Origin of the sequence: Aurantiacibacter spongiae (assembly GCF_003815535.1) — a bacterium.
In the GTDB taxonomy this organism is placed as follows: domain Bacteria; phylum Pseudomonadota; class Alphaproteobacteria; order Sphingomonadales; family Sphingomonadaceae; genus Alteraurantiacibacter; species Alteraurantiacibacter spongiae.
The window spans coordinates 2,650,056-2,672,269 of sequence record NZ_RPFZ01000001.1 but is presented as its reverse complement, the minus strand read 5'-3'; the positions used below and the strand labels follow the sequence as shown (position 1 = coordinate 2,672,269).

General features: G+C 67.8%; 20 protein-coding genes, 1 tRNA gene and 1 other RNA gene. 8 read left to right on the top strand and 14 right to left on the bottom strand.

The annotated features are described in order from the left end of the window. Nucleotides 1-41: 41 nt before the first annotated feature. From EG799_RS13065 to EG799_RS13045, 5 genes are all read right to left on the bottom strand, one after another. A complete protein-coding gene (locus EG799_RS13065) occupies nt 42-1,871 on the bottom strand; it encodes a DNA polymerase III subunit gamma/tau (RefSeq protein WP_123882064.1) in 1,830 nt (609 codons plus the stop codon). 52 nt (nt 1,872-1,923) lie between these two features. Beyond that, nucleotides 1,924-2,018, bottom strand: an RNA gene (ffs, locus tag EG799_RS13060) — signal recognition particle sRNA small type. 47 nt (nt 2,019-2,065) lie between these two features. Further along, entirely contained in the window at nt 2,066-2,344 is a 279-nt protein-coding gene (locus EG799_RS13055) for an ETC complex I subunit (RefSeq protein WP_123882061.1), read from the bottom strand. Between the two features lie 117 nt (nt 2,345-2,461). Beyond that, a complete protein-coding gene (gene hrpB, locus EG799_RS13050) occupies nt 2,462-4,891 on the bottom strand; it encodes an ATP-dependent helicase HrpB (RefSeq protein ID WP_123882058.1) in 2,430 nt (809 codons plus the stop codon). A gap of 45 nt (nt 4,892-4,936) precedes the next feature. After that, nucleotides 4,937-5,956 (bottom strand): polyprenyl synthetase family protein, encoded by a 1,020-nt coding sequence (locus EG799_RS13045; RefSeq protein ID WP_123882055.1) that lies wholly within the window; start codon nt 5,954-5,956, stop codon nt 4,937-4,939. Nucleotides 5,957-6,020: 64 nt separating this feature from the next. Here EG799_RS13045 and EG799_RS13040 point away from each other — a divergent pair, with 64 nt between their 5' ends. From EG799_RS13040 to EG799_RS13030, 3 genes are all read left to right on the top strand, one after another. Continuing rightward, nucleotides 6,021-6,341 (top strand): chorismate mutase, encoded by a 321-nt coding sequence (locus EG799_RS13040; RefSeq protein ID WP_123882052.1) that lies wholly within the window; start codon nt 6,021-6,023, stop codon nt 6,339-6,341. Nucleotides 6,342-6,405: 64 nt separating this feature from the next. Then, nucleotides 6,406-7,527 carry a PAS domain-containing protein gene (locus EG799_RS13035; protein ID WP_123882049.1) on the top strand — a complete coding sequence of 374 codons (1,122 nt, stop codon included), beginning with the start codon at nt 6,406-6,408 and terminating at the stop codon, nt 7,525-7,527. Beyond that, nucleotides 7,524-7,895 carry a response regulator gene (locus tag EG799_RS13030; RefSeq protein WP_123882046.1) on the top strand — a complete coding sequence of 124 codons (372 nt, stop codon included), beginning with the start codon at nt 7,524-7,526 and terminating at the stop codon, nt 7,893-7,895. Before EG799_RS13035 ends, EG799_RS13030 begins: the two co-directional genes overlap by 4 nt. Nucleotides 7,896-7,917: 22 nt before the next feature. Here EG799_RS13030 and EG799_RS13025 read toward each other — a convergent pair whose 3' ends face one another. The 4 genes from EG799_RS13025 to EG799_RS13010 all read right to left on the bottom strand — a co-directional run bounded on the left by EG799_RS13025 (nt 7,918) and on the right by EG799_RS13010 (nt 11,461). Then, nucleotides 7,918-9,474, bottom strand: a complete 1,557-nt coding sequence (locus EG799_RS13025; protein WP_407641232.1) for a sensor histidine kinase — start codon at nt 9,472-9,474, stop codon at nt 7,918-7,920. Further along, on the bottom strand, nt 9,425-10,102 hold the full coding sequence (locus EG799_RS13020; RefSeq protein WP_123882043.1) for a response regulator transcription factor: 678 nt from the start codon (nt 10,100-10,102) through the stop codon (nt 9,425-9,427). The genes EG799_RS13025 and EG799_RS13020 overlap by 50 nt, the downstream gene beginning before the upstream one ends. A 91-nt stretch (nt 10,103-10,193) precedes the next feature. After that, complete coding sequence (locus EG799_RS13015; RefSeq protein ID WP_123882040.1) at nt 10,194-10,511, bottom strand: hypothetical protein; 318 nt, start codon at nt 10,509-10,511, stop codon at nt 10,194-10,196. An 80-nt stretch (nt 10,512-10,591) separates the two neighbouring features. Further along, entirely contained in the window at nt 10,592-11,461 is an 870-nt protein-coding gene (locus tag EG799_RS13010; RefSeq protein ID WP_158611077.1) for an SIMPL domain-containing protein, read from the bottom strand. Between EG799_RS13010 and EG799_RS13005 the strand changes: the two genes are divergently transcribed. Both EG799_RS13005 and EG799_RS13000 read left to right on the top strand, forming a co-directional pair. Then, entirely contained in the window at nt 11,417-13,258 is a 1,842-nt protein-coding gene (locus EG799_RS13005; RefSeq protein WP_123882035.1) for an ABC-F family ATP-binding cassette domain-containing protein, read from the top strand. The genes EG799_RS13010 and EG799_RS13005 overlap by 45 nt on opposite strands. Before the next feature lie 68 nt (nt 13,259-13,326). Continuing rightward, nucleotides 13,327-14,304 (top strand): hypothetical protein, encoded by a 978-nt coding sequence (locus tag EG799_RS13000; protein WP_123882032.1) that lies wholly within the window; start codon nt 13,327-13,329, stop codon nt 14,302-14,304. Between the two features lie 2 nt (nt 14,305-14,306). Here the strand turns inward: EG799_RS13000 and EG799_RS12995 are convergent, their stop codons facing one another. Further along, nucleotides 14,307-14,780, bottom strand: a complete 474-nt coding sequence (locus EG799_RS12995; protein WP_123882029.1) for a DUF6456 domain-containing protein — start codon at nt 14,778-14,780, stop codon at nt 14,307-14,309. A gap of 104 nt (nt 14,781-14,884) precedes the next feature. Between EG799_RS12995 and EG799_RS12990 the strand changes: the two genes are divergently transcribed. Next, nucleotides 14,885-15,457 carry a helix-turn-helix domain-containing protein gene (locus tag EG799_RS12990; protein WP_123882027.1) on the top strand — a complete coding sequence of 191 codons (573 nt, stop codon included), beginning with the start codon at nt 14,885-14,887 and terminating at the stop codon, nt 15,455-15,457. Nucleotides 15,458-15,468: 11 nt separating this feature from the next. Beyond that, a complete protein-coding gene (locus EG799_RS12985; protein ID WP_123882024.1) occupies nt 15,469-16,641 on the top strand; it encodes a glycosyltransferase in 1,173 nt (390 codons plus the stop codon). A gap of 13 nt (nt 16,642-16,654) precedes the next feature. On the opposite strand, the gene secF is transcribed toward EG799_RS12985, so the two are convergent. Genes secF through yajC form a run of 3 tightly spaced genes read right to left on the bottom strand, consistent with a single transcriptional unit; the run spans nt 16,655 to nt 19,602 of the window. Beyond that, nucleotides 16,655-17,632, bottom strand: a complete 978-nt coding sequence (gene secF, locus EG799_RS12980) for a protein translocase subunit SecF (RefSeq protein ID WP_123882021.1) — start codon at nt 17,630-17,632, stop codon at nt 16,655-16,657. Nucleotides 17,633-17,650: 18 nt separating this feature from the next. Continuing rightward, on the bottom strand, nt 17,651-19,249 hold the full coding sequence (gene secD / locus EG799_RS12975) for a protein translocase subunit SecD (RefSeq protein ID WP_123882018.1): 1,599 nt from the start codon (nt 19,247-19,249) through the stop codon (nt 17,651-17,653). 35 nt (nt 19,250-19,284) lie between these two features. Further along, the gene (gene yajC / locus EG799_RS12970) at nt 19,285-19,602 is read right to left on the bottom strand and encodes a preprotein translocase subunit YajC (protein ID WP_123882015.1); all 318 of its coding nucleotides are present in this window, start codon (nt 19,600-19,602) and stop codon (nt 19,285-19,287) included. Nucleotides 19,603-19,802: 200 nt separating this feature from the next. Between yajC and EG799_RS12965 the strand changes: the two genes are divergently transcribed. Continuing rightward, nucleotides 19,803-19,879 (top strand) — tRNA-Pro (locus EG799_RS12965). 69 nt (nt 19,880-19,948) lie between these two features. On the opposite strand, the gene EG799_RS12960 is transcribed toward EG799_RS12965, so the two are convergent. Next, nucleotides 19,949-21,979 carry an acetyl-CoA carboxylase biotin carboxylase subunit gene (locus EG799_RS12960; protein ID WP_123882012.1) on the bottom strand — a complete coding sequence of 677 codons (2,031 nt, stop codon included), beginning with the start codon at nt 21,977-21,979 and terminating at the stop codon, nt 19,949-19,951. Nucleotides 21,980-22,214: the final 235 nt, after the last annotated feature.

Below are 22,214 nucleotides of genomic sequence, written 5' to 3'. Positions count from 1 at the left end.
CCTTCTGGATCTTTTCGATGGTTGTGAATGCCGCCCCCGGTTCAGCCCGTCCGTGACCAGTCCTGCCGGCCGCGCGGCGTCTCGGTATCCTCGATCATCCGCGCATCGGGAAAGGCGGCGAAGGTGGCCTCGACCAGCGGGTGCCGCCGGATGCGCTCGGCCTCTTCGCGCCGCGCCGCTTCCGCCTGTTCCACCAGCGTCGGCGCCCCCTCGCCCTCTACCTTCGCGACGTCCCAGCGATTGCCGAACACCGCCAGCATCGCCTGCCTTATGTCGGGGACCAGATCCTCCTCGAAGCCGGGGGGCTGGGTGTATCTCAGCCTGCCCGGTTCCAGCGCGATGACGCGCACCTGCATCCTGAGGCGCGTGGCGAGCGACATGGCGTTGGGCAGAGCCGAATGGTCGATCCGGTCGACGACCTGCTCCCACGATAGCGCCGCCGGAGCCGCGGCCGCCCCGGACGCGCCCTGCGGCACGGCCCCGCCGCCGCCGCCACTGACGGCCAGTTCCTGCAACTGCTTCGCCAGCTTGCCCGGATCGGGCAGGTCGGCGGCGTGGAGCACCCGCAGCAGCGCCATCTGCGTGGCGACCAGCGGATCGGGCGCCTGGCGGACCTCGTCATGCCCCTTGAGCAGCAATTGCCACAGGCGATGGACCTGACCGGCGGTCAGCTTCGCCGCCCATTCGCTCAACGCCTCGCGATCCTCCTGCGTAGGTGCATCCGCCTCCCCGCCGCCGACCTGGGTCACGGCGATGCGGTGGGTGAAATCCATCAGCGAGCGGATCAGCGCCAGCGGATCGACCCCCAGCGCGTATTGCTGCGCGACGGCATCGAGCATCGCCTGCGGTTGGCCATCGAGGATGTGCTGGAACAACGTGCGCTGCGCGCTCTTGTCGGCGAGCCCGAGCATGTCGCGCACCCGTTCCGCGCGCACCAGCGTCTGCCCCGCCCCACCTTCCATGTCGGCATGGGCGATGGCCTGGTCGAGGATCGACAGGCCGTCGCGCACCGATCCCTCCGCCGCCGCCGCGATCAGCGCGAGCGCCTCCTCCTCCGCCTCCACGCCCTCCTGCCGGCAGATGCTGGCGAAATGCTGCGCGAGCATGCCGGTCGGGATGCGCCTCAGATCGAAGCGTTGCGTGCGGCTGAGCACGGTGACGGGCAGCTTCTCCACTTCGGTGGTGGCGAACAGGAACTTGACGTGTTCGGGCGGCTCCTCGAGCGTCTTGAGCAGGCCGTTGAAGGCCGCCTTGGACAGCATGTGGACCTCGTCGATGATATAGATCTTGTAGCGCGCGCTGACCGCGGCGTAGCGCACCGCCTCGATGATCTCGCGAATGTCGTCGATGCCGGTATGGCTGGCGGCGTCCATCTCGATCACGTCGATGTGGCGACCTTCGGCAATGGCGACGCACGGCTCGCACACCCCGCACGGGTCGATGGTGGGTCCGCCCTGTCCGTCGGGCCCGATGCAGTTGAGCGCCTTGGCGATCAGGCGCGCGGTGGAGGTCTTGCCCACGCCGCGCACGCCGGTCATCAGGAAGGCATGGGCCAGCCGCTCGCGCTCGATCGCGTTGGCCAGCGTGCGGACCATCGGCTCCTGCCCGATAAGCTGGCTGAAGGTCTGCGGCCGGTACTTGCGTGCCAGCACGCGGTAGGGCTGCGCGGCCTCGGTGGCGGGAGGCGGGGCCGCGGGTTCGGGCGGATCGTCCGCCGCCGCGGGGGGAACCTGTTCGGCCCGATCGACGGGCTGCGACGCGTCGCCGAACATCGAATTCTGCCCGGCGGCCTCCAGCTCTCCGGCACTCGGCCGGTCGTCCTCGTCACCTGCCGCCCCGGCATCGCCGAACATGTTTTCGGAATCACCCATGCACGCCAAGGTAGGGGCTTGCCGCCCGCTTGTCATCGCATCTGTCGGATCGTGAAAAGGAGCCGAGCGACCCGCTGCCATCTACCTGGGCTGCTTCCTTCCGGACCTGACCCGGTGAGCAGACGCGAACGTCCACCCGACTCCCGGCGCGCCATATGGCCGCGTCGCGAGGCGATTTCAAGCGGCGGCGCGCCTCACTTGAAATTGTCGGCGTAGGCCTGGATCTTCAGACGCTTTGGCGGGACGTGGTGCACGCGCGCCGCGATGCCGTGCTTGTCGGCATAGGCCTGCGCCGCCTCGCGGGTGGGAAAGCGCAATTGCAGCTGCTGCCGGGTGTCGCCGCTGCCGGTCCAGCCCATCAGCGGATCGGGACGTTTCGCCTCGGCCGGCACGAAGTCGAGCACCCACTGGTCGACCAGCGCCTTGCCGGATTGCATCGCGCTTTTCGGGCGCTTGTAGATACGGGCCTGCATAATCTTCCTTCTTGACCCGCAAACGCCGGACGGCGGGCATCCGCCAGCCTGGCTTCGGCCTGTGAGACCGACGCGCGTTCGCGCTTGCGGGCCGCTATCGCGTCCCGATGTCCTAATTCAGCCTTTCGGATTTTGGAAGGCGTTCTTGGTTTTCAGGCTCGGCTTTTCGGCCCAGGGCTCGTCGGGCCAGCGATGCTTGGGATAGCGGCCCTTCATTTCCTTCGCCACGTCCGCCCAGCTCCCGCGCCAGAAGCCCGGCAGGTCGCGCGTCGCCTGAATGGGCCGGCCGGCGGGGCTGGTCAGCTGAAGCAGGAGCGGCACATCGCCCACGACAGGGTGCCGATCCAGCCCGAACAGCGCCTGCACCCGAACCTGCGCACTGGGCGCATGGTCGCCGGCGTAATCGATGGGGTGATGCGTGCCCGCCGGACTGACGAACTCGCGCGGGGCCAGCCGGTCGAGCCGCTGGCGCTCGTCCCACGACAGCAGCGCAAGCGCGGCATCCGCGTAGCGCGCGGCGGGCAGGTCGAGATCGCTGCGCCCTTCGAGCAGCGCCCGCAGCCAGAGGTCCGCCATGCTGGCCAGCCGTTCGGGCGAAAGGCTGGCGATCCCGGCGTAGTGCCCCCGGGCGAGCAGCCGGGCCGGCAGCAGCGTCCCCAGCCTTTCCACGGCCTTTTCCACAAGGCAATCCACGACGGCCTCGTGATCCGGATCGGGGTCCGGTCCGGTAGCGAGCGTGATGGCGCCAAGACGCTTTTCCAACCGGGCTTCGACGCGGTTGTCCTTGTCGTTCCAGCGTATCAGCCGCCTCTTCTCGATCAGATCGCCGAGTTCTTCGTCGATTTCGCCCAGCGCCAGGGGCGCGGCGGCAGTGATGCGTGCGCCCTTCGCCAGCCCCTGCGCGTCGCCGATCGCGAGCCAGTCGGCGCGCGAGAGCGGCGAAGCCGGATCGAGCGCGTAACCGCGGCCACCGGCGGACAGCCAGCTTTCGCCCGACGCATCGCGCCGCTTCGCGATCATGTCCGGGCGACCGGCGGCGAGCAGGACGGCGGGCGACGCCTCCCGCTTTCGCCCCGCACGATCGACGAGGTTATCCGCCCGCCCGGCCCAGCCCTGCGCCAGCCGCCGCGCGGCCTCGGCCCGCTTCGACCGGTCGCCGTCCCAGCGCTGCAGCCGCGTCTCCAGATCCTCGGCCCGCCCGCCCAGCCCGCGTTCCTGCAACAGCACCGCGAGCTTCGCGGCCAGCGGTGCGCAACCGCGCCCGGCCCCGGCGAGCACCATCGCCGCCTGCCACGGCTCCATCGGCAGCGCGGCGATGCGTTCCCCGCGCGGTGTGATCGTGCCCTCGCTGTCGAGCGCTCCGAGCGCCGCGAGCCGCTCCCGGGCGGACGCGATGGAGGCTTCGGGCGGGGCGTCGAGCCAGCGCAGATCGGCGGGGTCGGCAACACCCCGGCGCGCCAGCGACAGGACCAGCGGGGCAAGGTCCGCGGCAAGGATCGCGGGCCGGTCATAGGGCGGGCGACCCGCGTGACCGCCCTCCTCCCACAGGCGATAGGCGGTGCCCGGTCCCTGCCGCGCCGCGCGCCCCGCCCGCTGCGCCGCCGCCGCCTGGCTGGCGCGCGCGGTGACGAGATGCGTGGTGCCGGCGGCCTGATCGAAGACGGCGTTGCGGGCCAGACCGCTATCGACGACGACGCTCACCCCATCCAGCGTCAGCGACGTCTCGGCAATGCTGGTCGCGAGCACGATCCGTCGGCGTCCCTCGGGATCGCGGCGGATGGCACGGCGCTGATCGGTCGGAAGGACCTGTCCATGCAGCGGCAGGACGGGGGTTTCCGGCAGCTTCGCCGCGAGCCGTTCGCGCGTCCGCTCGATCTCCCCCACGCCGGGCAGGAAAGCCAGGATATCGCCGTCCCGCTCTCGCCAGGCAGCGAGTACGGCGGATGTCATCGCATCCTCGATCCGCTGTTCGGGGCGTGCGCCAAGCCATTCTATTTGCAGCAGAAACTGCTTTCCCTCGCTCTCGATTACCGGCGCATCGTCCATCAGGCGAGCGAATCGGGCGCCGTCGATGGTTGCGCTCATCACGCAGACGCGCAGGTCGTCGCGCAGGATGGCCTGCGTTTCCAGCGCCAGCGCCAGCCCCAGATCGCTGTCGAGCGAGCGTTCGTGCGCCTCGTCGAACAGGACTGCGGAAACGCCCGCAAGGTCTTGATCGTCAAGCAATCTGTTCACCAGAATCGCTTCCGTCACGACGAGGATGCGGGTCGCGGCAGAGGTCTTGCTGTCCATGCGCGACAGGTAGCCCACGCGCTCTCCCACCCGTTCACCCAGCAGATCGGCCATTCGTTCCGCCGCGGCGCGGGCGGCCACGCGGCGCGGACTGGTGAGGATGACCTGCCCGGTACACCACGCCTCGCCCAGAAGCGCCGGTGCCACCGCCGTCGTCTTGCCCGCCCCCGGCGGCGCGACGAGCACCGCGCCATTGCCGCCGCGCAAGGCCGCAAGCAGATCGGGCAGAACGGCATGGATGGGCAGATCGGCCACAATCAGGAAAGACCGCCTCCGGGCCGGAACGCCCGGCGCCGGCGGTCAGTACCCTCGCGAAACCGCGAACTGCGCCGCCTCGACCATCGCCCGCCGGGCGGCGCCGTCGGGAAAGATCGATAGCGCATCGCAGGCGCGCTGTGCGAAATGGCGGGCGCGTTCGCGGGTGGCGGAAATACAATCGTGCCGGCGGATGAGCGCGACGGCATGGGCGAAATCCGCGTCGTCGATGCGAAAGCCGGCGATGGCGTCCTGCCAGAAGCGGCGTTCCTCCTCGTCCCCGCGGGCATAGGCGAGAATGACGGGCAGCGTCATCTTGCCCTCGCGAAAATCGTCGCCCCGGTCCTTGCCCATGTCTGCGGTGCCGGTGTCGTAGTCGATGGCATCGTCGACGAGCTGGAACGCGATACCGAGATTGCGGCCGTAATCGTCGAGCGCGCGCTCGGCCGCGTCCTCCCGCTCCGCGACGACGGCGGCAATGCGGCTGGCGGCGGCGAACAGCGCGGCGGTCTTGGCGCCGACGATGTCGAGATAGCGTTCCTCGCTCGTCTCGATCCGGCGCTGGGCGGTAAGCTGGTCGACCTCGCCCTGGGCAATGACGGCGCTGGCGGATGAGAGGATCTTGAGAACCTTGAGGCTGCCGTCCTCCACCATCAGTTCGAACGCGCGGCTGAACAGGAAATCGCCCACCAGCACGGTGGCCGGATTGCCGAAGACGATGTTGGCGGCGGACTTGCCGCGCCGCGTTTCCGACCCGTCCACCACGTCGTCATGCAGGAGCGTGGCGGTATGGATGAACTCGACCGCGGCGGCGAGCTTGTGGTGGCGGGTGCCCTGATACCCGACGACCTGCGCCCCGGCGAGCGTCAGCATCGGGCGCATCCGCTTGCCCCCGCCGGAGATCAGGTGCCCGGCGAGCGCGGGGATCAGGGGAATCTCGCTCTGCATCCGGTCCAGGATGACCTGGTTGACGCTGTTCATCGCGGTGGCGGTCAGCGACAGGATCGGCGAGAGCGAAGGCGTCGCCTCTCCGGTGCGTTTCATCGGGACGACGTTGTCGCTCATGCGAAATGCAATGGGGACGCGCCGCACGCTTGGCAAGCGTGCATTTCTCCCGCAAGGATGGCGCATGGCCGCTCCCGAAGCTACGCACGCCCCCGCCCCGGCGCAGTCGGACCCGGTGCTCGACGGCTATCGCCGCAGCATCGACAATATCGACGCGGCGCTGATCCACATCCTCGCCGAGCGCTTCCGCATCACGCAGGCGGTGGGTCGGTACAAGGCCGAGACGAAGATGCCGCCCGCCGATCCGGCGCGCGAGGCGAAGCAGATCGCGCGGCTGCGCCAGCTGGCGGTGGAGGCCGATCTCGATCCGGAATTTTCCGAGAAGTTCTTGCGTTTCGTGATCGACGAGGTCATCCGCCATCACAGAAGGGCGCAGGATGGTTGAAAGGGTCGCCATGGCAGGCGAATATCGGCGGAACCAAGCTGCGAAGCCAGCCGTATAGCCAGCGATGTCCGACGGCGCGGATCACGACGAGCGAAAGAGGCAGCTGGAGCGTGAGCGCCAGGCCTTTCGCGCGTCGCCCAGCTACGACCCTTCGCCAGCCAAGTTTCGCGAACAGCATCCCGAGGACCAGTTCACCGGTTCCTCCGGCGTCCTGTTCGAACAGGCCATGGCCCAGACCCGCATGGCGATCTGCCTGTGCGATCCGCATCTGGAAGACATGCCCATCGTCTTCGCCAATCGCGCCTTTCGCGAATTGACGGGCTATCCCGAGGACGAGATCATCGGACGCAACTGCCGCTTCCTCCAGGGTCCGGAAACCGACCGCTCGCAGGTCGCCAAGCTGCGCAACGCCATCCGCGAGGAAGACGTGACGGTGGTCGAGCTGCTCAATTACCGCAGGGACGGATCGACCTTCTGGAACGCGCTTCATGTCGGCCCGATCTACAACGAGCGCGGCCAGCTTCTGTATTTCTTCGGCAGCCAGTGGGACGTGTCCGACGTGCGCGCCGCGCGGGCGGAAGAACTCTACGCCCGCGACATGGCGCGCGAACTGTCGCACCGCATGAAGAACATGTTCTCGGTGATTTCCGGCATCGTCAACATCACCGGGCGAATGCGCGGGGTGGAAAGCGAGGCGCAGGAAATCAACGAGCGGGTGCAGGCGCTGGGCCGGGCCTACGAGACGACGCTGGACGAGGCATCCTCGGGCACGATCGAGGTCGGCCAGTCCATCCGCGCCGTGCTCGAACCCTATGATCTGGGTCCGTGGAAACTGAATTTCCGCGGCGATCCGCTGAAGGTGCCCTACGGGGTGGTGTCCGGCCTGGGCCTGACGCTGCACGAACTGGCGGCCAACGCCACGAATTACGGCGCCTGGTCGAGCGAGGACGGAGAGGTCTGCGTCGACTGGGCGGAAAAGACGCGCGACGGGCGCCGCGTGCTCGAAGTCGTCTGGGCCGAGATGGGCGGACCGGCCGTGAGCGAGCCGCCGTCCGAGAAAGGCTCGGGCAATGCCATCATCGATCGCATGGTCCGCTATGGCGGCGGCAACATAGAGCGCGAATGGCTCGAACAGGGCCTTCGCGTATGCGCGACCTACCCGCTCGAAAACGGATCTTTCTCTTGACCGAAAACTGCACCATCCTGCTGCTCGAGGACGAGCCGCTCATCCTCATGGATCTCGAATTCGCCGCCGAGGAAAAAGGGTGCGAGCCCTTGTGCGCCACCGGCGTGACGGGGGCGATGAAGCATATCGAGACTGGCAGGATCCACGTCGCCGTGCTCGACGTGACGTTGCAGAACGGCGAAACCTGCGTGCCGGTTGCCAAGGAACTGGACCGGCTCGAAATACCGTATCTGCTCCATTCGGGCGATCTCAACCGCGTGAACGAGACCGTGCGCACCCTGGGTGTCCGGCACATTCCCAAGCCATGCGATTCGGGAAAGGTGATCGCGGCGGCGCTGGAATTCATCGACAAGCGCGACGCGGCCTAGCAACGCCGCACACCGTTCCGCGTCAGGACGGCTCGCCCCGCCGTGCGCGCGGCAGGTTGAGCCGCACCAGCAGCCCGCCCAGATCCTCGCTCTCGGCAAGCTCCACGTCGCCGCCATAGATCTGCGCGACGTCGCGCACGATGGACAGGCCAAGGCCGGTCCCCGGTTTTTCCGTATCCAGCCGCGCCCCGCGCCCGAAGATCGCCGTATGCTGATCGGCCGGAATGCCCGCTCCATCGTCCTCGATCATCACCGTGCAGAACCTGGACTGCGGATCGACCGCCGCTTCCCCCGCGCGCGGGGCATCGACGGTGATGAACACGCTGCCCCCGCCATACTTGGCCGCATTCTCGATAAGGTTGCCGAGCAACTCGTCGAGATCCTGCCGCTCGACCGCGACGGCGGCGCTGTCGGACCCGTCGATATCGAACCGCACCTGCGGGTAGAGGCGGGACACCGCCCGCTCGACCGCGACGGCGCTGTCCATCACCACGGTGCGCGACAGGCCGACGGCTCGGCGACCGGCGGCGCGCGCGCGGGCGAGATGGTGATCGACCTGCCGCCGCATCATCGCCGCCTCGCGCAGCACCGTCGCGTCGAGGTCGGGAGAGGAAGCGCTGGCCGCGTTGGTCAACACGGTCAGCGGAGTCTTGAGGGCGTGGGCGAGATTGCCGGCATGGGTGCGGGCCTCCTCCGCCTGCCGTTCCGAATGGGCGAGCAGCGCGTTCAACTCGTCCACCATCGGTTGCACTTCCAGGGGCAGCGGATCGGTGACGCGGTTGGTGCCGGTGGAGCGGATACGGGCGATGGCCTTGCGCACGCGGCGCAAGGGGCCGAGGCCGTACCAGGTCTGCGCCGCCGCCATCAGGAACAGGCCGATGCCGAGGATGGCGAAGGACCAGGCGAGGATCGAGCGGATGCTGGCGATCTGCGCGTCGACGCCCTCGCGGGCACCGGCGACGACGAACTGCCACTGCACGTCGCTGCCCGGAATGCCGAGCGTGCGCTGCGCGATCCGCACCTCCTCGCCCGGCTGCGTGCGGCCATTGTAGAAGATCGGGTCTTGGGCGTTGACGTTCTCGCGGATGTCGATCGGCTCGTCCCATAGCGAGCGCGACAGATAGGGGACGAAATCGCCGCCCGAAATCTGCCAGTAGAAGCCGCTATTGGGTTCCAGATAGCGCTGATCGCCGAGGATGCGGTTGAAATAGATCTCCCCGAACGGATCGATCTCGGCAGAGGACGCCATCGCGTTGAGCGACACCTCCAGCTGCTCGTCGAACTGGTCCGACACGAGATCGGTCAGCACCCGGTCGAGCGCGATGCCGCCCAGCAGCAGCAGCGCCGCGATCCAGCCCGCCGCGATCAGCATCATGCGCCGCGCCAGGCTGCCGGTATGCGCGGGCACGACGACGGCCGGCGCGTCTGGTCGGGTCGCGGGCGCCTCGCCTAGATCGCGCGCGCCTCCCACGACGGAACCGGCGTCGCCATCGAAGGCGTCGCCGGCAAGATCATCGCCGATGTCTGCATCACTCGCGCGGTGCGTCGTCGGGGTCGTCGAGGCTGTAACCGAGTCCACGGATCGTGGTTATCACGTCTGCGCCGAGTTTCTTGCGAATGCGGGTGACGAAGACCTCGATCGTGTTGGAATCGCGATCGAAATCCTGGTCGTAGATATGTTCGATAAGCTCCGTGCGGCTGACCACCTTGCCCTTGTGGTGCATGAGGTAGCTCAGCAGCTTGTATTCCTGCGCGGTGAGCTTCACCGGCTCGCCCGCCAGCGTGACGCGGCCCGATCGCGTATCGAGCCGGACGTCGCCCGCGGTCAGCTCGCTGCTGGCATTGCCCGAGGCGCGGCGGATGAGTGCGCGAAGGCGGGCGATCAGCTCTTCGGTCTGGAACGGCTTGGCGAGGTAATCGTCCGCTCCCGCATCGAGGCCGGCGACCTTGTCGCTCCAGCTGTCGCGCGCGGTCAGCACCAGAACGGGGAAGTTGCGCCGTTCCTTGCGCCACATGCCCAGCACCGTCAGCCCGTCGATCTCCGGCAGGCCGAGATCGAGCACGGCGGCGTCGTATTCCTCGGTCGAGCCGAGGAAGTGACCGTCCTCCCCATCGGTGGACAGGTCCACGGCATAACCGTTCTGTTCCAGCGTGGTCTTCAGTTGCTGGCCGAGCGTCGGCTCGTCCTCGACGATCAGGATGCGCATGGATGTTTCCCCTGCCTGTTTGTCGCCCGGTGTTGGGCTTTCGCCATCAACGCGTCAAGCGAGGGCAAGGTTTCAGGCGGACGCGCAGACGTTAGCGCGATACGCGAATGACCCGCGCGGTCTGCGCATCGACATCGACCCAGATCATCCGCCCTTCGCGGATGAATTTGAGGCGATAGGCCTGCGCCGTGGGATCGTATTCAAAGCCGACATATTCGTCATCCTCGCGCATGCGCGGAATGATGCGCCGCTCGATCTCGCGAATGGGCATGTTGCGCCCGGCCTGCATCTCGGCCCGCGCACTGCGCTGGTCGCCCCCGCGCGACTGGGCGAGCGCGGCACCGGTCGAGACGGGGGACAGCGAACCGGCGAGCGCCAGCGCGATCAGGGCTGCAGGGAAGACTTTCATGGCAGGACGGTGCATGGACCCGGGGCATTGAACAAGGTGTGAATGTTGCGCTGGCACCCGGTTCAGGCGGCGGTGTCGCCCTATTGCACCATCTCCCACGTCAGGTTCACCGTGACCCCGGCCTGCACCTGCCCGGGTCGGACCGGCGTGGATTCGGCGCGCGCGGCGGTCGCCACGATCGGTGCGTCCTGATACGGCATCGGTCTGCCGGGCGAGACGTTCTCGCTGATCTCCAGCAGGCGGATATCCGAATATCCGGCGGCGCGGGCGTAGTTCAGCGCGCGCTCGCGGCCCGTGCGCATGGCCGCCTGCCTGGCCTGCTCCACCGCCGCGTCGGTATCCTCCGCCTCCCAGCCGATGCCGCCGATATCGTTGGCGCCCACCGACACCAGCGCATCGAGCACCTCGCCGGTCTTGTCGATGTCGCGTAGCTTCACCATCACCCTGTTGGTCACGCGGTAGCCGCGAAAGTCCTGCTGGCTGGTCTGCTGATTGTACTGGTATTCCGGGTTGAGGCTGATGCCGCTGGTCTGGATGTCGTCCTCGTCGATGCCCAGCGCCTCGATCCGGTCGATGACGCGGTTCATCGACGCCGCATTCTGGCGCATCGCCTCCACCGCCGTCGGGGCCAGCGTTGTGACGCCGGCGCCGAGATTGGCGATGTCGGGATCGAGCGACACGGTTTGTGTCACGCCCAGCGCGATCACCGGTCCGTTCGTCTCGATCCGGACTTCCGCCCCGGCGGGGGCGGTGACGAGCGCAGTGGCAGACAGGGCAAGGGCGTAGCGCAGCATGGCAATAATCTCCGACTGTGATGCGCCGATCATCGCGCGCGGCGGATAACGCTCCGCTGAACGCAGCCGTTCCTTGCCAGCCGCCCGCCCCGCCCCTACCTCGCGCCCGTCATGGCGGAACCACCCATCCTCAGCCTCGAAGGCGTCGGTCTGCAACAGGGCGGGCGCTGGCTGTTCGGCGATCCGGCCGGCGGCGACGGGCTGGACCTGCATATCGGCCCGCGCGACCGGCTGGCGCTGATCGGCCGCAACGGCGTTGGCAAGACCACGCTGCTGCGTCTCATCACCTCGGAGATCGAGCCCGACCGCGGCACGCGCAAGGTGAAGCCGCATGCCAATATCGTCTGGCTGGAGCAGGAACCGGACTTCTCTGCCCATGCCACACTGATGGACTACGCGCTGTCCGGCCGCGACGCGCCGCAGGCGCATGAGGTGGAAGCCATCGCCGGCCAGCTCGGCATCGACATGGCGAAAGAGGCGGCCACCGCCAGCGGGGGCGAGCGCCGCCGCGCCGCCATCGCCCGCGCGCTGGCGCAGGGGCCGGATCTGCTGCTGCTGGACGAACCGACCAATCACCTCGACCTGGCTGCCATTGACTGGCTGGAAGACTGGCTGGGCCGGTACAAGGGCGCTTTCATCGTCATCAGCCACGACCGCACCTTCCTTAAGCGCCTGACCCGCGCGACGCTGTGGCTCGACCGCGGCAATCTCAGGCGCAAGGAAGTCGGCTTCGGCGGGTACGAAGCGTGGGAGGAGCAGGTCTATGCCGAGGAGGCGCGCGCGGCGGAAAAGCTCGACGCGAAGCTGAAGATCGAGGCGCACTGGCTCGAACGCGGCGTCACCGCGCGGCGCAAGCGCAACATGGGACGGCTCGACCGGCTGTGGCAGATGCGGGCGCAGCGCGCCGCGATGATTTCCCCCGGCGGCACGGCCAGGCTGAAGCTCGCCAGCGATGAGGATTTCCGCAGCAAGTCCGTCATCGTGGCGGAGGATATCGCCAAGTCGTATGACGGGCGGCAGGTCATCAAGCCCTTTTCGCTGCGCATCCAGCGCGGCGACCGGATCGGCATCGTCGGTGCGAACGGTGCGGGCAAGACCACGCTCCTGAAGATGCTCACCGGGGAGATCGAACCCGATACCGGCTCCGTCACCCACGCGGCGACGCTTTCGGGCGTGATGATCGACCAGCAGCGCGCGCTGCTCGACCCGCAAAAGACCGTGAGGGACGTTCTGGCCGAGGGCGGCGACTGGATCGACGTGCGCGGCCACCGCAAGCACGTGCAGGCCTATCTCAAGGAGTTCCTGTTCGACCCGTCGCTGATCGAGGCGAAGATCGGCACGTTCTCTGGCGGCGAGCGCAGCCGGCTGCTGCTGGCGCGCGAATTCGCGCGGACATCGAACCTGCTGGTGCTGGACGAGCCGACCAACGATCTCGACCTGGAAACGCTGGATCTGTTGCAGGAAGTCATCGCCGATTACGAGGGCACCGTCCTGATCGTGAGCCACGATCGCGACTTCCTCGACCGCACGGTGACGGTCACGCTCGGTCTGGACGGCAGCGGTACGGTCGATGTCGTGGCGGGCGGATACGAGGACTGGCAGGCGAAGCGCAGGAAGCGGTCCGGCGCGGGCGGCGGCGGGCAGACCCGGGCGGCAAGGGATGGGCCGGACGAAGGCGCCCCGCCCCCACCCCCGCCGCCGCCGCCGCCCCGTTCGGTCAAGCTCAGCTACAGGGACCAGCGCGATTACGAGCGGCTTCCCGACCGGATCGAGGAACTGGAGGGCCTGATCGCGAAGGGGGAGGCGGCGCTGGCGGATCCCGACCTCTACGCGCAGGATCCCGACCGCTTCACCCGCATCGGCAAGTCCATCGAGCTGGCCCGCGCGGAAAAGGAGGAGGCGGAGGAACGCTGGCTTGCGCTGGCCGAAACCGTCGAGGCGCAGAACGCTTGAGGACGGGTTAATTCGCGTTAACCGTGTTCGCTAACATCGCCTAAACCACACGGGCGCACACATGGCGCATGGGCCTCGCCTCATCCTTCGCCTTGCGTGCCGATGCCACCGTGCCCGACGCCGCCGCGGCCATCGCCGACGGGCCTGCCTATGGCAGCCTGGAAGCGCTTGGCGGGCCGAAGAAGTTCAAGAAGAAGCCGGTCCTCGTCCTCGATCCGGACGAGCTGGCGAAGGCGCACCAGATGTTCGCGGAAGCGGGCGCGGAATACATGGGCGAGGAAGCGCCGGTGCGCGAACGCCCCGCGACGGTCCTCGGCCTCGCCCCCATCGACCAAACGCATCTGGACGAGGAACTGGGCCAGACCGATGACGACGACGCTGGCGAGGACGATGCCACGCCGTCGCCGGAAGCGGTGCTGAACCTCACCGCACGGCGCAAGACGGCCGCGCTCGAGCAACCGGAAGCGGACGAGGGGGACGAGGCCGCGGTTTTCGCCGAGCCCGAACTGGACGAGATCGACATCGAGCACCGGATTTTCCCCGATCTGCCGTTGATGGCGGAAGACGAGCTCGCCGGGCCCGACCGGGCGGCGGAAGATGCCGCGGCGGATGACGTGGCGAGCGAAGGGCAGGTGCTGCCGGCCGCGCCCCGGCCGGCGCCCGCGCCCCCGCCCCCGAGCGCGCTCGACGCGATTGCTGCGCGCCGCCGGGCAGCGGCGCTCGCGGATGAGGACGAGCGACCGGTGGCGAGCGAAGCGGCGCCGGACCTTCTCCTCGAAACCGAGGGTCCGCAAGAGGAACGGGCGTCGGCGGCGGAGCAGTCCATCACGCGGATCGAGGAAGAGCAGGTCGACGGATACGCCTTCATGCGCGAGCCGACCCCGCGCGAACCGCCGCTCCGCGCCGCTGCGCCCGGCGAGAGCAATTCGCTCCGCGCCCGCCTCATTCGCGAACGCGAGGCAGAACTCGCCGCGCAGGAGGAACGCGACAACGCCCCCTCGCTGCTATCGCGCTTCGGCGGCTGGCTGCGTTCGCTGTTCGCCTGACCTCAGCCGATCCGGTAGAAATCCGCCACCCTGTCGAGCGCAAGGCGCAGGACCAGCTTGCCGCTGCGCGCCGGCCAGCCCAGCACCTTTTCCGCTACCGGCAACGTCTCACCCGCGCATACGACACGCCAGAGCACGTCCTGAAGCCCGTTGCCGGCCTGCGCCAGCGCGCCGTCGAAGCGGTCCCTGGCGGCAATCTGGCGCTCGCCGGGGGTCAGGCCCGCCTCGCCCGTGCCCTTCACCCGCACCGGATCCCAGCGCATGGTGACATTGGGGGCGAGTTGCGACCGCTCGTAATCGGCGCGCAGGCGTTCGCCCGCGTCGAACAGGCGATCGTCCAGATGGCCGTGCGCGTGCAGCCAGCCGAGCGGACTTTCCGCGACATTGACCGTCACACTGCGCCGCCGCCTGCCCACCCCGCCACCGCGGCGCGGGCCTTCGCTCGTCAGTTCGCGTTCCACCAGTTCGCGCCGCATGGCCGGTCCTCCTTCGCTTGATCTGCGCGCGCCCCTTGCAAAAGCGAATCGGTTGTAGGAAAGCCTTTTCGCAAACCAGATCGGTTAACCAAGGATCCCGCCCCGTGATCAACCGCATACGCGACATTCGCAAGCAGAAGGGCATGACGCTGGCCGAAGTCGCCGCATCCTGCGAACCGCCCACCACCGCGCAGACGATCGGCCGTCTGGAAACGGGCATGCGCAACCTCTCGCTCGCATGGATGAACCGTATCGGCGCGGCGCTGGGGGTCGATCCGGAAACGCTGGTTAAGGGGGAGGACAATGCCCCGGCGCGCATCGTGGCCCGCCTGACCCACTCCGGAGCGGAAGGCCTTTCGGCACCGCGCGACGCGATACTGCCGACCGAGCTGGGCGAAGGGGGCACGCTTTTGTGCCTGTCGATAGAAGCGAGCCAGGGCGAATATCGCAGCGGCGATCAACTGTGGATGCGCCAGACGCCGCCCGAAAGTGCGGCGGCGCTCGTCAACCGGGACGTACTCGCGCCGCGTTCCGGGGGGCGCTTCGCTTTCGGGCGGCTGATCGACCGGCAGGGAACGCGGGTCGGCCTGCTGCCGCCCGGTATCGGCCACCGGCAGATCGTCATCGACAACCCGGCCTGGCTGGCGGTTGCCGAAATGCTTGTGCGCCGGCTCTAGGCCCAACCCTCTTGCCCCGGATCCTCTCCCTCGCAACGCTCTACCCCAATGCCCACCTGCCGCGTTTCGGCACCTTCGTCGCACGGCAGATGGAGGCGCTCGCGGCGCGCGAGGGGTGGGAGGTCACTCTCGTCAATCCCATCGGCACGCCGCCTTTCGCACCGGGCCGCTACCGCCCGCTGGCGGATGCCGCGGTTAGCGGGCGGGAGAACGGGGTGACGGTCCATCGCCCGCGCTTCACGCTGATTCCCAAATTCGGCGGCCGGTTCAATCCGGCACTGATCGCGCGCGCCGTGATGCCGCTCGCCCGCCGTCTGCACGCCGACACCCCGTTCGATCTCGTGGACGCGCAGTTCTTCTACCCGGACGGATCGGCCGCCGCGCGCATCGCCAGCGAGCTAAGCCTGCCGCTCAGCATCAAGGCGCGCGGGGCGGACATCTCGCACTGGGGGCAGCTTCCCGCCCCCGCCCGGCAGATGCGCGCGGCGGCAGGGCAGGCGGCGGGGCTGCTGGCCGTGAGCGAGGCGCTGGCGCGGGACATGGCCGCGATGCGCCTGCCGCGCGGCAAGGTGACGGTGCACTACACCGGGCTGGACCGGACGCTGTTCCGCCCGCTCGACCGGGACGAGGCGCGAAGCCGGCTGGCCGATCGCCACGCCATACCGACCGAGGACGCGCTGCTCGCCAGCGTCGGCGCGCTGATACCGCGCAAGGGGCAGGCGCTGGTGATCCGCGCCCTCGCCGCCCTCCCCGGCGTGCGGCTGGCGCTCGTCGGCACCGGTCCGGATCGCGATCGGCTCGAACATCTCGCCCACGATTGCGGCGTGGAGAGCCGGGTGCATTTTTCGGGCGGGCTCGACCATACCGAGCTTCCCATCCTGCTTTCGGCGGCCGCCGCGATGGCCTTGCCGAGCGCCAGCGAAGGCCTCGCCAACGCATGGGTGGAGGCACTGGCCTGCGGAACGCCGCTCGTCATCAGCGATGCCGGCGGCGCGCGCGAAGTCGTGACCGCGCCCGAAGCGGGCCGCATCGTCGCGCGCGATCCGGCGGCCATCGCCGACGCGGTGCGGGAGGTGCTTGGCTCAGGCTATCGGCAGGCGGCGGTCGCACGGACCGTCCGCCAGTTCAGCTGGGACGCCAATGCCGACGCGCTGGCCGCCTACTACGACCGGCTGATCGGCTGACCCGGCGCGGCGGTCAGATCTCGCCGCGGGCCTTGCGCTCCTGCCGCTCCGCGACGCTTTCCTGCGGAACGAAGCTGTCGCTCTTCACCCCCAGCCAGATCAGGATCGGCGCGGCCATGTAAACCGAGCTGTAGGTACCCACGAAGATGCCGAGGGTAATCGCGGCGACCAAACCGAACAGGCTTTCCGGCCCGAACAGCAGCAGCGGAATCAGCGCGACGAGCAGCGTCAGGCTGGTCATCACCGTGCGCGCCAGCGTCTCGTTCACCGACAGGTCGAGCAGTTCGGGCAGCGGCATCTTGCGAAACTTCTTCAGGTTTTCGCGGATGCGGTCGTAGACGACGATGGTGTCGTTGAGCGAATAGCCGATGATGGCGAGGATCGCGGCGATGATCTGCAACGAGAATTCCATCTGGAACAGGGCGAACATGCCCAGCGTCAGGGAGACGTCGTGGAACAGCGCGAACAGCGCACCGATGCCGAACTGCCATTCGAACCGGATCCAGATATAGACCGAGATCGCCAGCATCGCGAAGATCAGCGCATAGACCGATTTCTCGCGGAATTCGCCCGACACCTTGCCCGAGACGGTGTTGTTGCTGTCCACCCGGAAATCGGGGTGGGCGGCGGTGACGGTCCGGATGATCTCTTCGGAAATGCGGTTGGCGGCGGCGGGGTCGCCCTCCGCACTGTCGGGCAGGCGCACGCGGATGGAAACCTGGTTCGCCTCGCCAAAGCGCTGGATCACCGGTTCGCCGTAGTCGAGCTGGCTCAGCGTGTCGCGCAGTTCGGGGATCGGCGCTTCCTGCTCGCCGGTGAAGGTTCCGGCGATTTCCTGGCCGCCGGCGAAATCCACCCCGTAATTGAGGCCCTTGGTCAGCACCAGCGCCCAGCTCGCCGCGATCAGCAGGCAGCTGACGATGTAGAACGGCACGCGCCATTTGAGGAACTTGATGTTGGTGTCGTCGGGGACGAGCTTGAGCAGTCGCATGGCTTAGTCCTTCCCGCCCTAGATATGCAGTTCGCTGGGGCGCTTCTTGCGCAGCCACCCGGCGACCCACATCCGGGTCAGCGTGACGGCGGTGAAGACGCTGGTGAACAGACCGATAATGAGCACCACGGCGAAGCCGCGCACCGGGCCGGAGCCGAACAGGAACAGCAGCACGCCGGCGATGAAATTGGTGATGTTGGCATCGTAGATGGCACGGCTCGCTTCCTTGTAGCCGACCTCCACCGCGGCGACGATGCGCCGCCCGCGCTTTCGTTCTTCGCGAATGCGTTCGTTGATGAGCACGTTCGCGTCCACGGCCGCGCCGATCGTCAGCACGAAGCCGGCTATGCCCGGCAGGGTGAGCGTCGTGTTCATCAGGGCCATGATGCCCAGGATCATCAGCACGTTCAGCACCAGGGCGCCGGTGGCATAGACGCCGAAGCGGCCGTAGGTGACGATCATGAGCAGGATCACCAGCAACGAGCCGATGGCCATCGCGTAGGCGCCCTTCACGATCGAATCGCGCCCCAGATCGGGCCCCACGGTCCGCTCCTCGATCACCGCGAGATCGACCGGCAACGCGCCCGAGCGCAGGGCAATGGCCAGGTTGTTCGCGGTTTCGGTGGTGAAGCCGCCCGAAATCTGCGCCCCGCCGCCAAGGATCGGTTCGTTGATATTGGGTGCGGACAGCACCTCGTCATCGAGGATGATGGCGAAGGGACGGTTGACGTTCTGGGTGGTGAGCTGGGCGAACTTGGCCCCGCCCTGCGGATCGAACTGGATCGAGACGACCGGTTCGTTGGTCTGCGGATCGACCGTCTGCTGCGCGCCCGTCAGGCTGTCGCCGCGAATGCCGCCCAGCCGGCGCACCGCGATGTTCTGGCCGGCGAAGTCGCTCGACGCGGCATAGGGCAGGATCTCGCTGCCCGGATTGGCGATGCCCTGCTGCACGTCGGACGGCAGCGCGTTGGGATCGACCAGCTTGAATTCGAGCCGCGCGGTCTGGCCCAGCAGGTTCTTCAGCGCCTGCGGATCGGCGAGGCCGGGAACCTGCACCACGATGCGGGTATCGCCCTGGCGGATGATCGTCGGCTCGCGCGTGCCGAGCGCATCGATGCGCCGGCGTACGACCTCGGTCGCCGAATCCATCGCATCGGTCACGGCCTGTTCCAGCCCCCGCTCCGTCTGCGTCAGGACAATGCGGTTGCCGTCCATCACCGCCAGGTTCCATTCCTGAACCACGCCGGTGCCGTTGATGAGCGGCAGCAATTCCTCACGCGCGCGATCGATGTCGGAGGAATTTTCCAGCATGAAGGACAGCCGCCCGTCGGCGGTGGAAACATCGCCGATGCCGATGCGCGGGGTCGCCTCGCGCATGGCGTCGCGCACCGATTCCTCCATCACTTCGAGCCGTTGCTGGGCCACCTGCGAAGGCTGCGCCTCGAGCAGGATGTGACTGCCGCCGGCAAGATCGAGGCCGAGATTGACTTCCGGGCCGTCCACCGGATCGAGATTGCCGGCGCCTGCCAGCGAAAGGATGGAGGGCAGGGCCAGCGCGGCGAGCAGCAGCGTGATCCCCCGCAGGAAAATCTTACGCCAGAGCGGGAAGTCGAGCATCGGGTCGGTCGCCTAGAATGTTCGGAAAAAGCGGGTCAGTCGTTGGCAGGCTTGCCGCCCGGCTGGACGATGTCGCCAATGGTGGACTTGACCGCCTTGACCCGCACGCCCTGGGCGATCTCGATCTCGGCATAGTCGTCATCCACCCGGACCACCCGCCCGACAAGACCGCCGGCGGTGACGACCTGGTCGTTCTTCTTGATCCCCGCGATCTTCGCCTGATGCTCTTTCGCGCGCTTCATCTGCGGGCGGAACAGCAGGAACCAGAAGATCACAACCATGCCGATGATCGGCAGGAACTGCATCCAGCCGGGCGCGGGATCGGCGGCACCGGCGGCAAGGAATTCAAGCATGGAAATGGCCCATCGGGAACAGGAACAAGCGTCAAGCGAAATGGCGGTGCGAGCCCGGATTGCAAGAGGCGCAACCTTGCGCCACCCGCCGCCCTTCCCGCCGGTTGCGGTGCGCGCCTAGCAGCAATGATCGGGGCTGGCAATCAGAGGTGGTTGCCATCCCCCGCCCGCCTGCCTATAGGCGCGCCTTCCACTGGTATCGGGACGTGGCGCAGTCTGGTAGCGCACTATACTGGGGGTGTAGGGGTCGCTGGTTCGAATCCAGTCGTCCCGACCAGTGGAATTTCCCGCTATTTCGTCACTCCCCCGGCCGCCTCGCTTCGGCGCGGGGGGGCGGCCCGGCTCGCTATTCGAGCTCCAGGATCACCGCGTCCACCGCCAGCGTCTCGCCTTCCTCGGCCTTGACGGTGGCGACGGTGCCGGACTTCTCGGCACGCAGGATGTTCTCCATCTTCATGGCTTCCACCGTGGCGAGCGGCTGACCGGCCTCGACCGCGTCGCCCTGCGCCACGTGCAGCTTCACCAGCAGGCCGGGCATCGGGCACAGCAGCATCTTGGAGGTATCGGGCGGAACCTTCTCGATCATGTGGCCGGCATGGTTCGACAGGCGCGCGGGCAGCACGCGGACCCGGTGCGTCGCGCCGCGCGTGTTGATAAGCCAACCGGGTCGCTCTCGCCTGACGGTCAGGCCGAGCGTCTCGCCGCCCTTCTGCGTCGCCGAAGCGGTGCGCGCGCCCGGGGTCCAGTCGCAATGGCCGGCGACCGCGCGCCCGTCGACCGAGGCGCCTTCCTCCCCCAAAGTTACCGCGTAATCGACCGGCTTTGCATCGGGAGAGGTCGCCTCGAAGCGGACTACCCAGTCGCTCGCGACAGGCGCGGGTCCGTCGAGCTTGCCCGAAATCTCCCGCTGCCGCGACTGGTGCGCCGATTCGATCCGCGCGGCGCAGGCCGCGACGCGGCGCAGGCGAGCATCGTCGGTGGCGGCGCCTTCGAACCCTTGCGGGTATTCCTCCGCGATGAAGCCGGTGGTGAGGTTGCCCGAACGAAAGCGCGGGTGCTGCATCAGGGCGGAAAGGAAATCGACATTGTGGCCGAGCCCTTCCAGCTCCACCGCGTCGAGCGCCTCCACCTGCAGATCCGCCGCCTCGTCGCGCGTCCTGCCCCATGTCACCAGCTTGGCGATCATGGGATCGTAGAAGATCGACACTTCGCCGCCTTCCTGCACGCCCGAATCGAAGCGCACGCCGTCCACGCCGCGCAAGTCCCCCGCCCACGGTTCGACGGGGGTGCGGTAGCGCACCAGCCGCCCGGTGCTGGGCAGGAAGCCGCGATAGGGGTCTTCGGCATAGACGCGGTTCTCGATCGCCCAGCCGTCTATCCCGATATCGTCCTGTGTCATCGGCAGTTTTTCGCCCGCCGCCACGCGGATCATCCACTCGACCAGGTCGATGCCGGTGATCGCCTCTGTCACGGGATGCTCGACCTGCAGGCGGGTGTTCATTTCGAGGAAGTAGAAGCTTTCGCCCGTCGGGTCCGCGCCGGAAACGATCAGTTCCACCGTCCCGGCGCTGTGATAGGCGACAGCCTTGCTCAGCGCGACGGCCTGCTCACCCATCTTGCGACGCATTTCGGGGGTGACGAAGGGCGACGGCGCTTCCTCGACCACCTTCTGGTGGCGCCGCTGGATCGAGCATTCGCGCTCGTTCAGATAGAGGATGTTGCCGTGCTTGTCGCCGAGGATCTGGATCTCGATGTGGCGCGGGTCCTCGATGAATTTCTCGATGAAGACGCGGTCGTCGCCGAAACTGTTGAGCCCCTCGCGCTGGGTCGCCTCGAACCCGTCCTTCACGTCCTGATCGTTCCAGGCGAGGCGCATGCCCTTGCCGCCGCCGCCCGCGCTGGCCTTCATCATGACCGGGTAGCCGATCTCGTTGGCCCAGGTCAGCGCATCCTCGGTGCTCTCGATCGCGCCTTCGGAGCCGGGCACGGTGTTCACCCCGGCCTCCCGCGCCAGCTTCTTCGATTCGATCTTGTCGCCCATCGCCGCGATCGCGGAGGCGGGCGGGCCGATGAAGACGATGTTCTCGCGTCCCAGCGCCTCGACGAAACTGGCGCGCTCGGAGAGGAAGCCATAGCCCGGATGCACCGCCTCGGCCCTGGTCTGCTTGCACGCGGCAATGATCTTGTCCGCGACGAGGTAACTTTCGGACGCCTGCGCGGGGCCGATATGCACCGCCTCGTCCGCCATCTTCACGAACGGCGCGCGCGCATCGGCATCGGAATAGACCGCCACGGTCGCGATACCCATGCGGCGCGCGGTCTTGATGACGCGGCAAGCGATTTCGCCGCGATTGGCGATGAGGATTTTCTTGAACATTATTCTCGTGCTTTCATCATTTGACGTGCCAGCAGGACCCCACCCACCAGAAGAACTATCGGCAAACCGGGGAAGGCGATGAAGTTGTTGAAAGCTTCGTTTCCGCAGCCTGATCCATCGCGCTTTGGTGCGCAATCACCCAAGGCCGCCAGCATCAAACCAAATATGGAGACTATTCCAGCAATGGCAGCATATAGGGCGCACCCGAGTTTTTTAGCGCCGCTGAGAGGTGGGC

Coding starts and splice junctions, on each gene's coding strand:
- EG799_RS13065 (WP_123882064.1), bottom strand. CDS start 1,871: ATGGGTGATTCCGAAAACATGTTCGGCGATGCCGGGGCGGCAGGTGAC.
- EG799_RS13055 (WP_123882061.1), bottom strand. CDS start 2,344: ATGCAGGCCCGTATCTACAAGCGCCCGAAAAGCGCGATGCAATCCGGC.
- EG799_RS13045 (WP_123882055.1), bottom strand. CDS start 5,956: ATGAGCGACAACGTCGTCCCGATGAAACGCACCGGAGAGGCGACGCCT.
- EG799_RS13040 (WP_123882052.1), top strand. CDS start 6,021: ATGGCCGCTCCCGAAGCTACGCACGCCCCCGCCCCGGCGCAGTCGGAC.
- EG799_RS13035 (WP_123882049.1), top strand. CDS start 6,406: ATGTCCGACGGCGCGGATCACGACGAGCGAAAGAGGCAGCTGGAGCGT.
- EG799_RS13020 (WP_123882043.1), bottom strand. CDS start 10,102: ATGCGCATCCTGATCGTCGAGGACGAGCCGACGCTCGGCCAGCAACTG.
- EG799_RS13015 (WP_123882040.1), bottom strand. CDS start 10,511: ATGAAAGTCTTCCCTGCAGCCCTGATCGCGCTGGCGCTCGCCGGTTCG.
- EG799_RS13005 (WP_123882035.1), top strand. CDS start 11,417: ATGGCGGAACCACCCATCCTCAGCCTCGAAGGCGTCGGTCTGCAACAG.
- EG799_RS13000 (WP_123882032.1), top strand. CDS start 13,327: ATGGGCCTCGCCTCATCCTTCGCCTTGCGTGCCGATGCCACCGTGCCC.
- EG799_RS12995 (WP_123882029.1), bottom strand. CDS start 14,780: ATGCGGCGCGAACTGGTGGAACGCGAACTGACGAGCGAAGGCCCGCGC.
- secF (WP_123882021.1), bottom strand. CDS start 17,632: ATGCGACTGCTCAAGCTCGTCCCCGACGACACCAACATCAAGTTCCTC.
- secD (WP_123882018.1), bottom strand. CDS start 19,249: ATGCTCGACTTCCCGCTCTGGCGTAAGATTTTCCTGCGGGGGATCACG.
- yajC (WP_123882015.1), bottom strand. CDS start 19,602: ATGCTTGAATTCCTTGCCGCCGGTGCCGCCGATCCCGCGCCCGGCTGG.
- EG799_RS12960 (WP_123882012.1), bottom strand. CDS start 21,979: ATGTTCAAGAAAATCCTCATCGCCAATCGCGGCGAAATCGCTTGCCGC.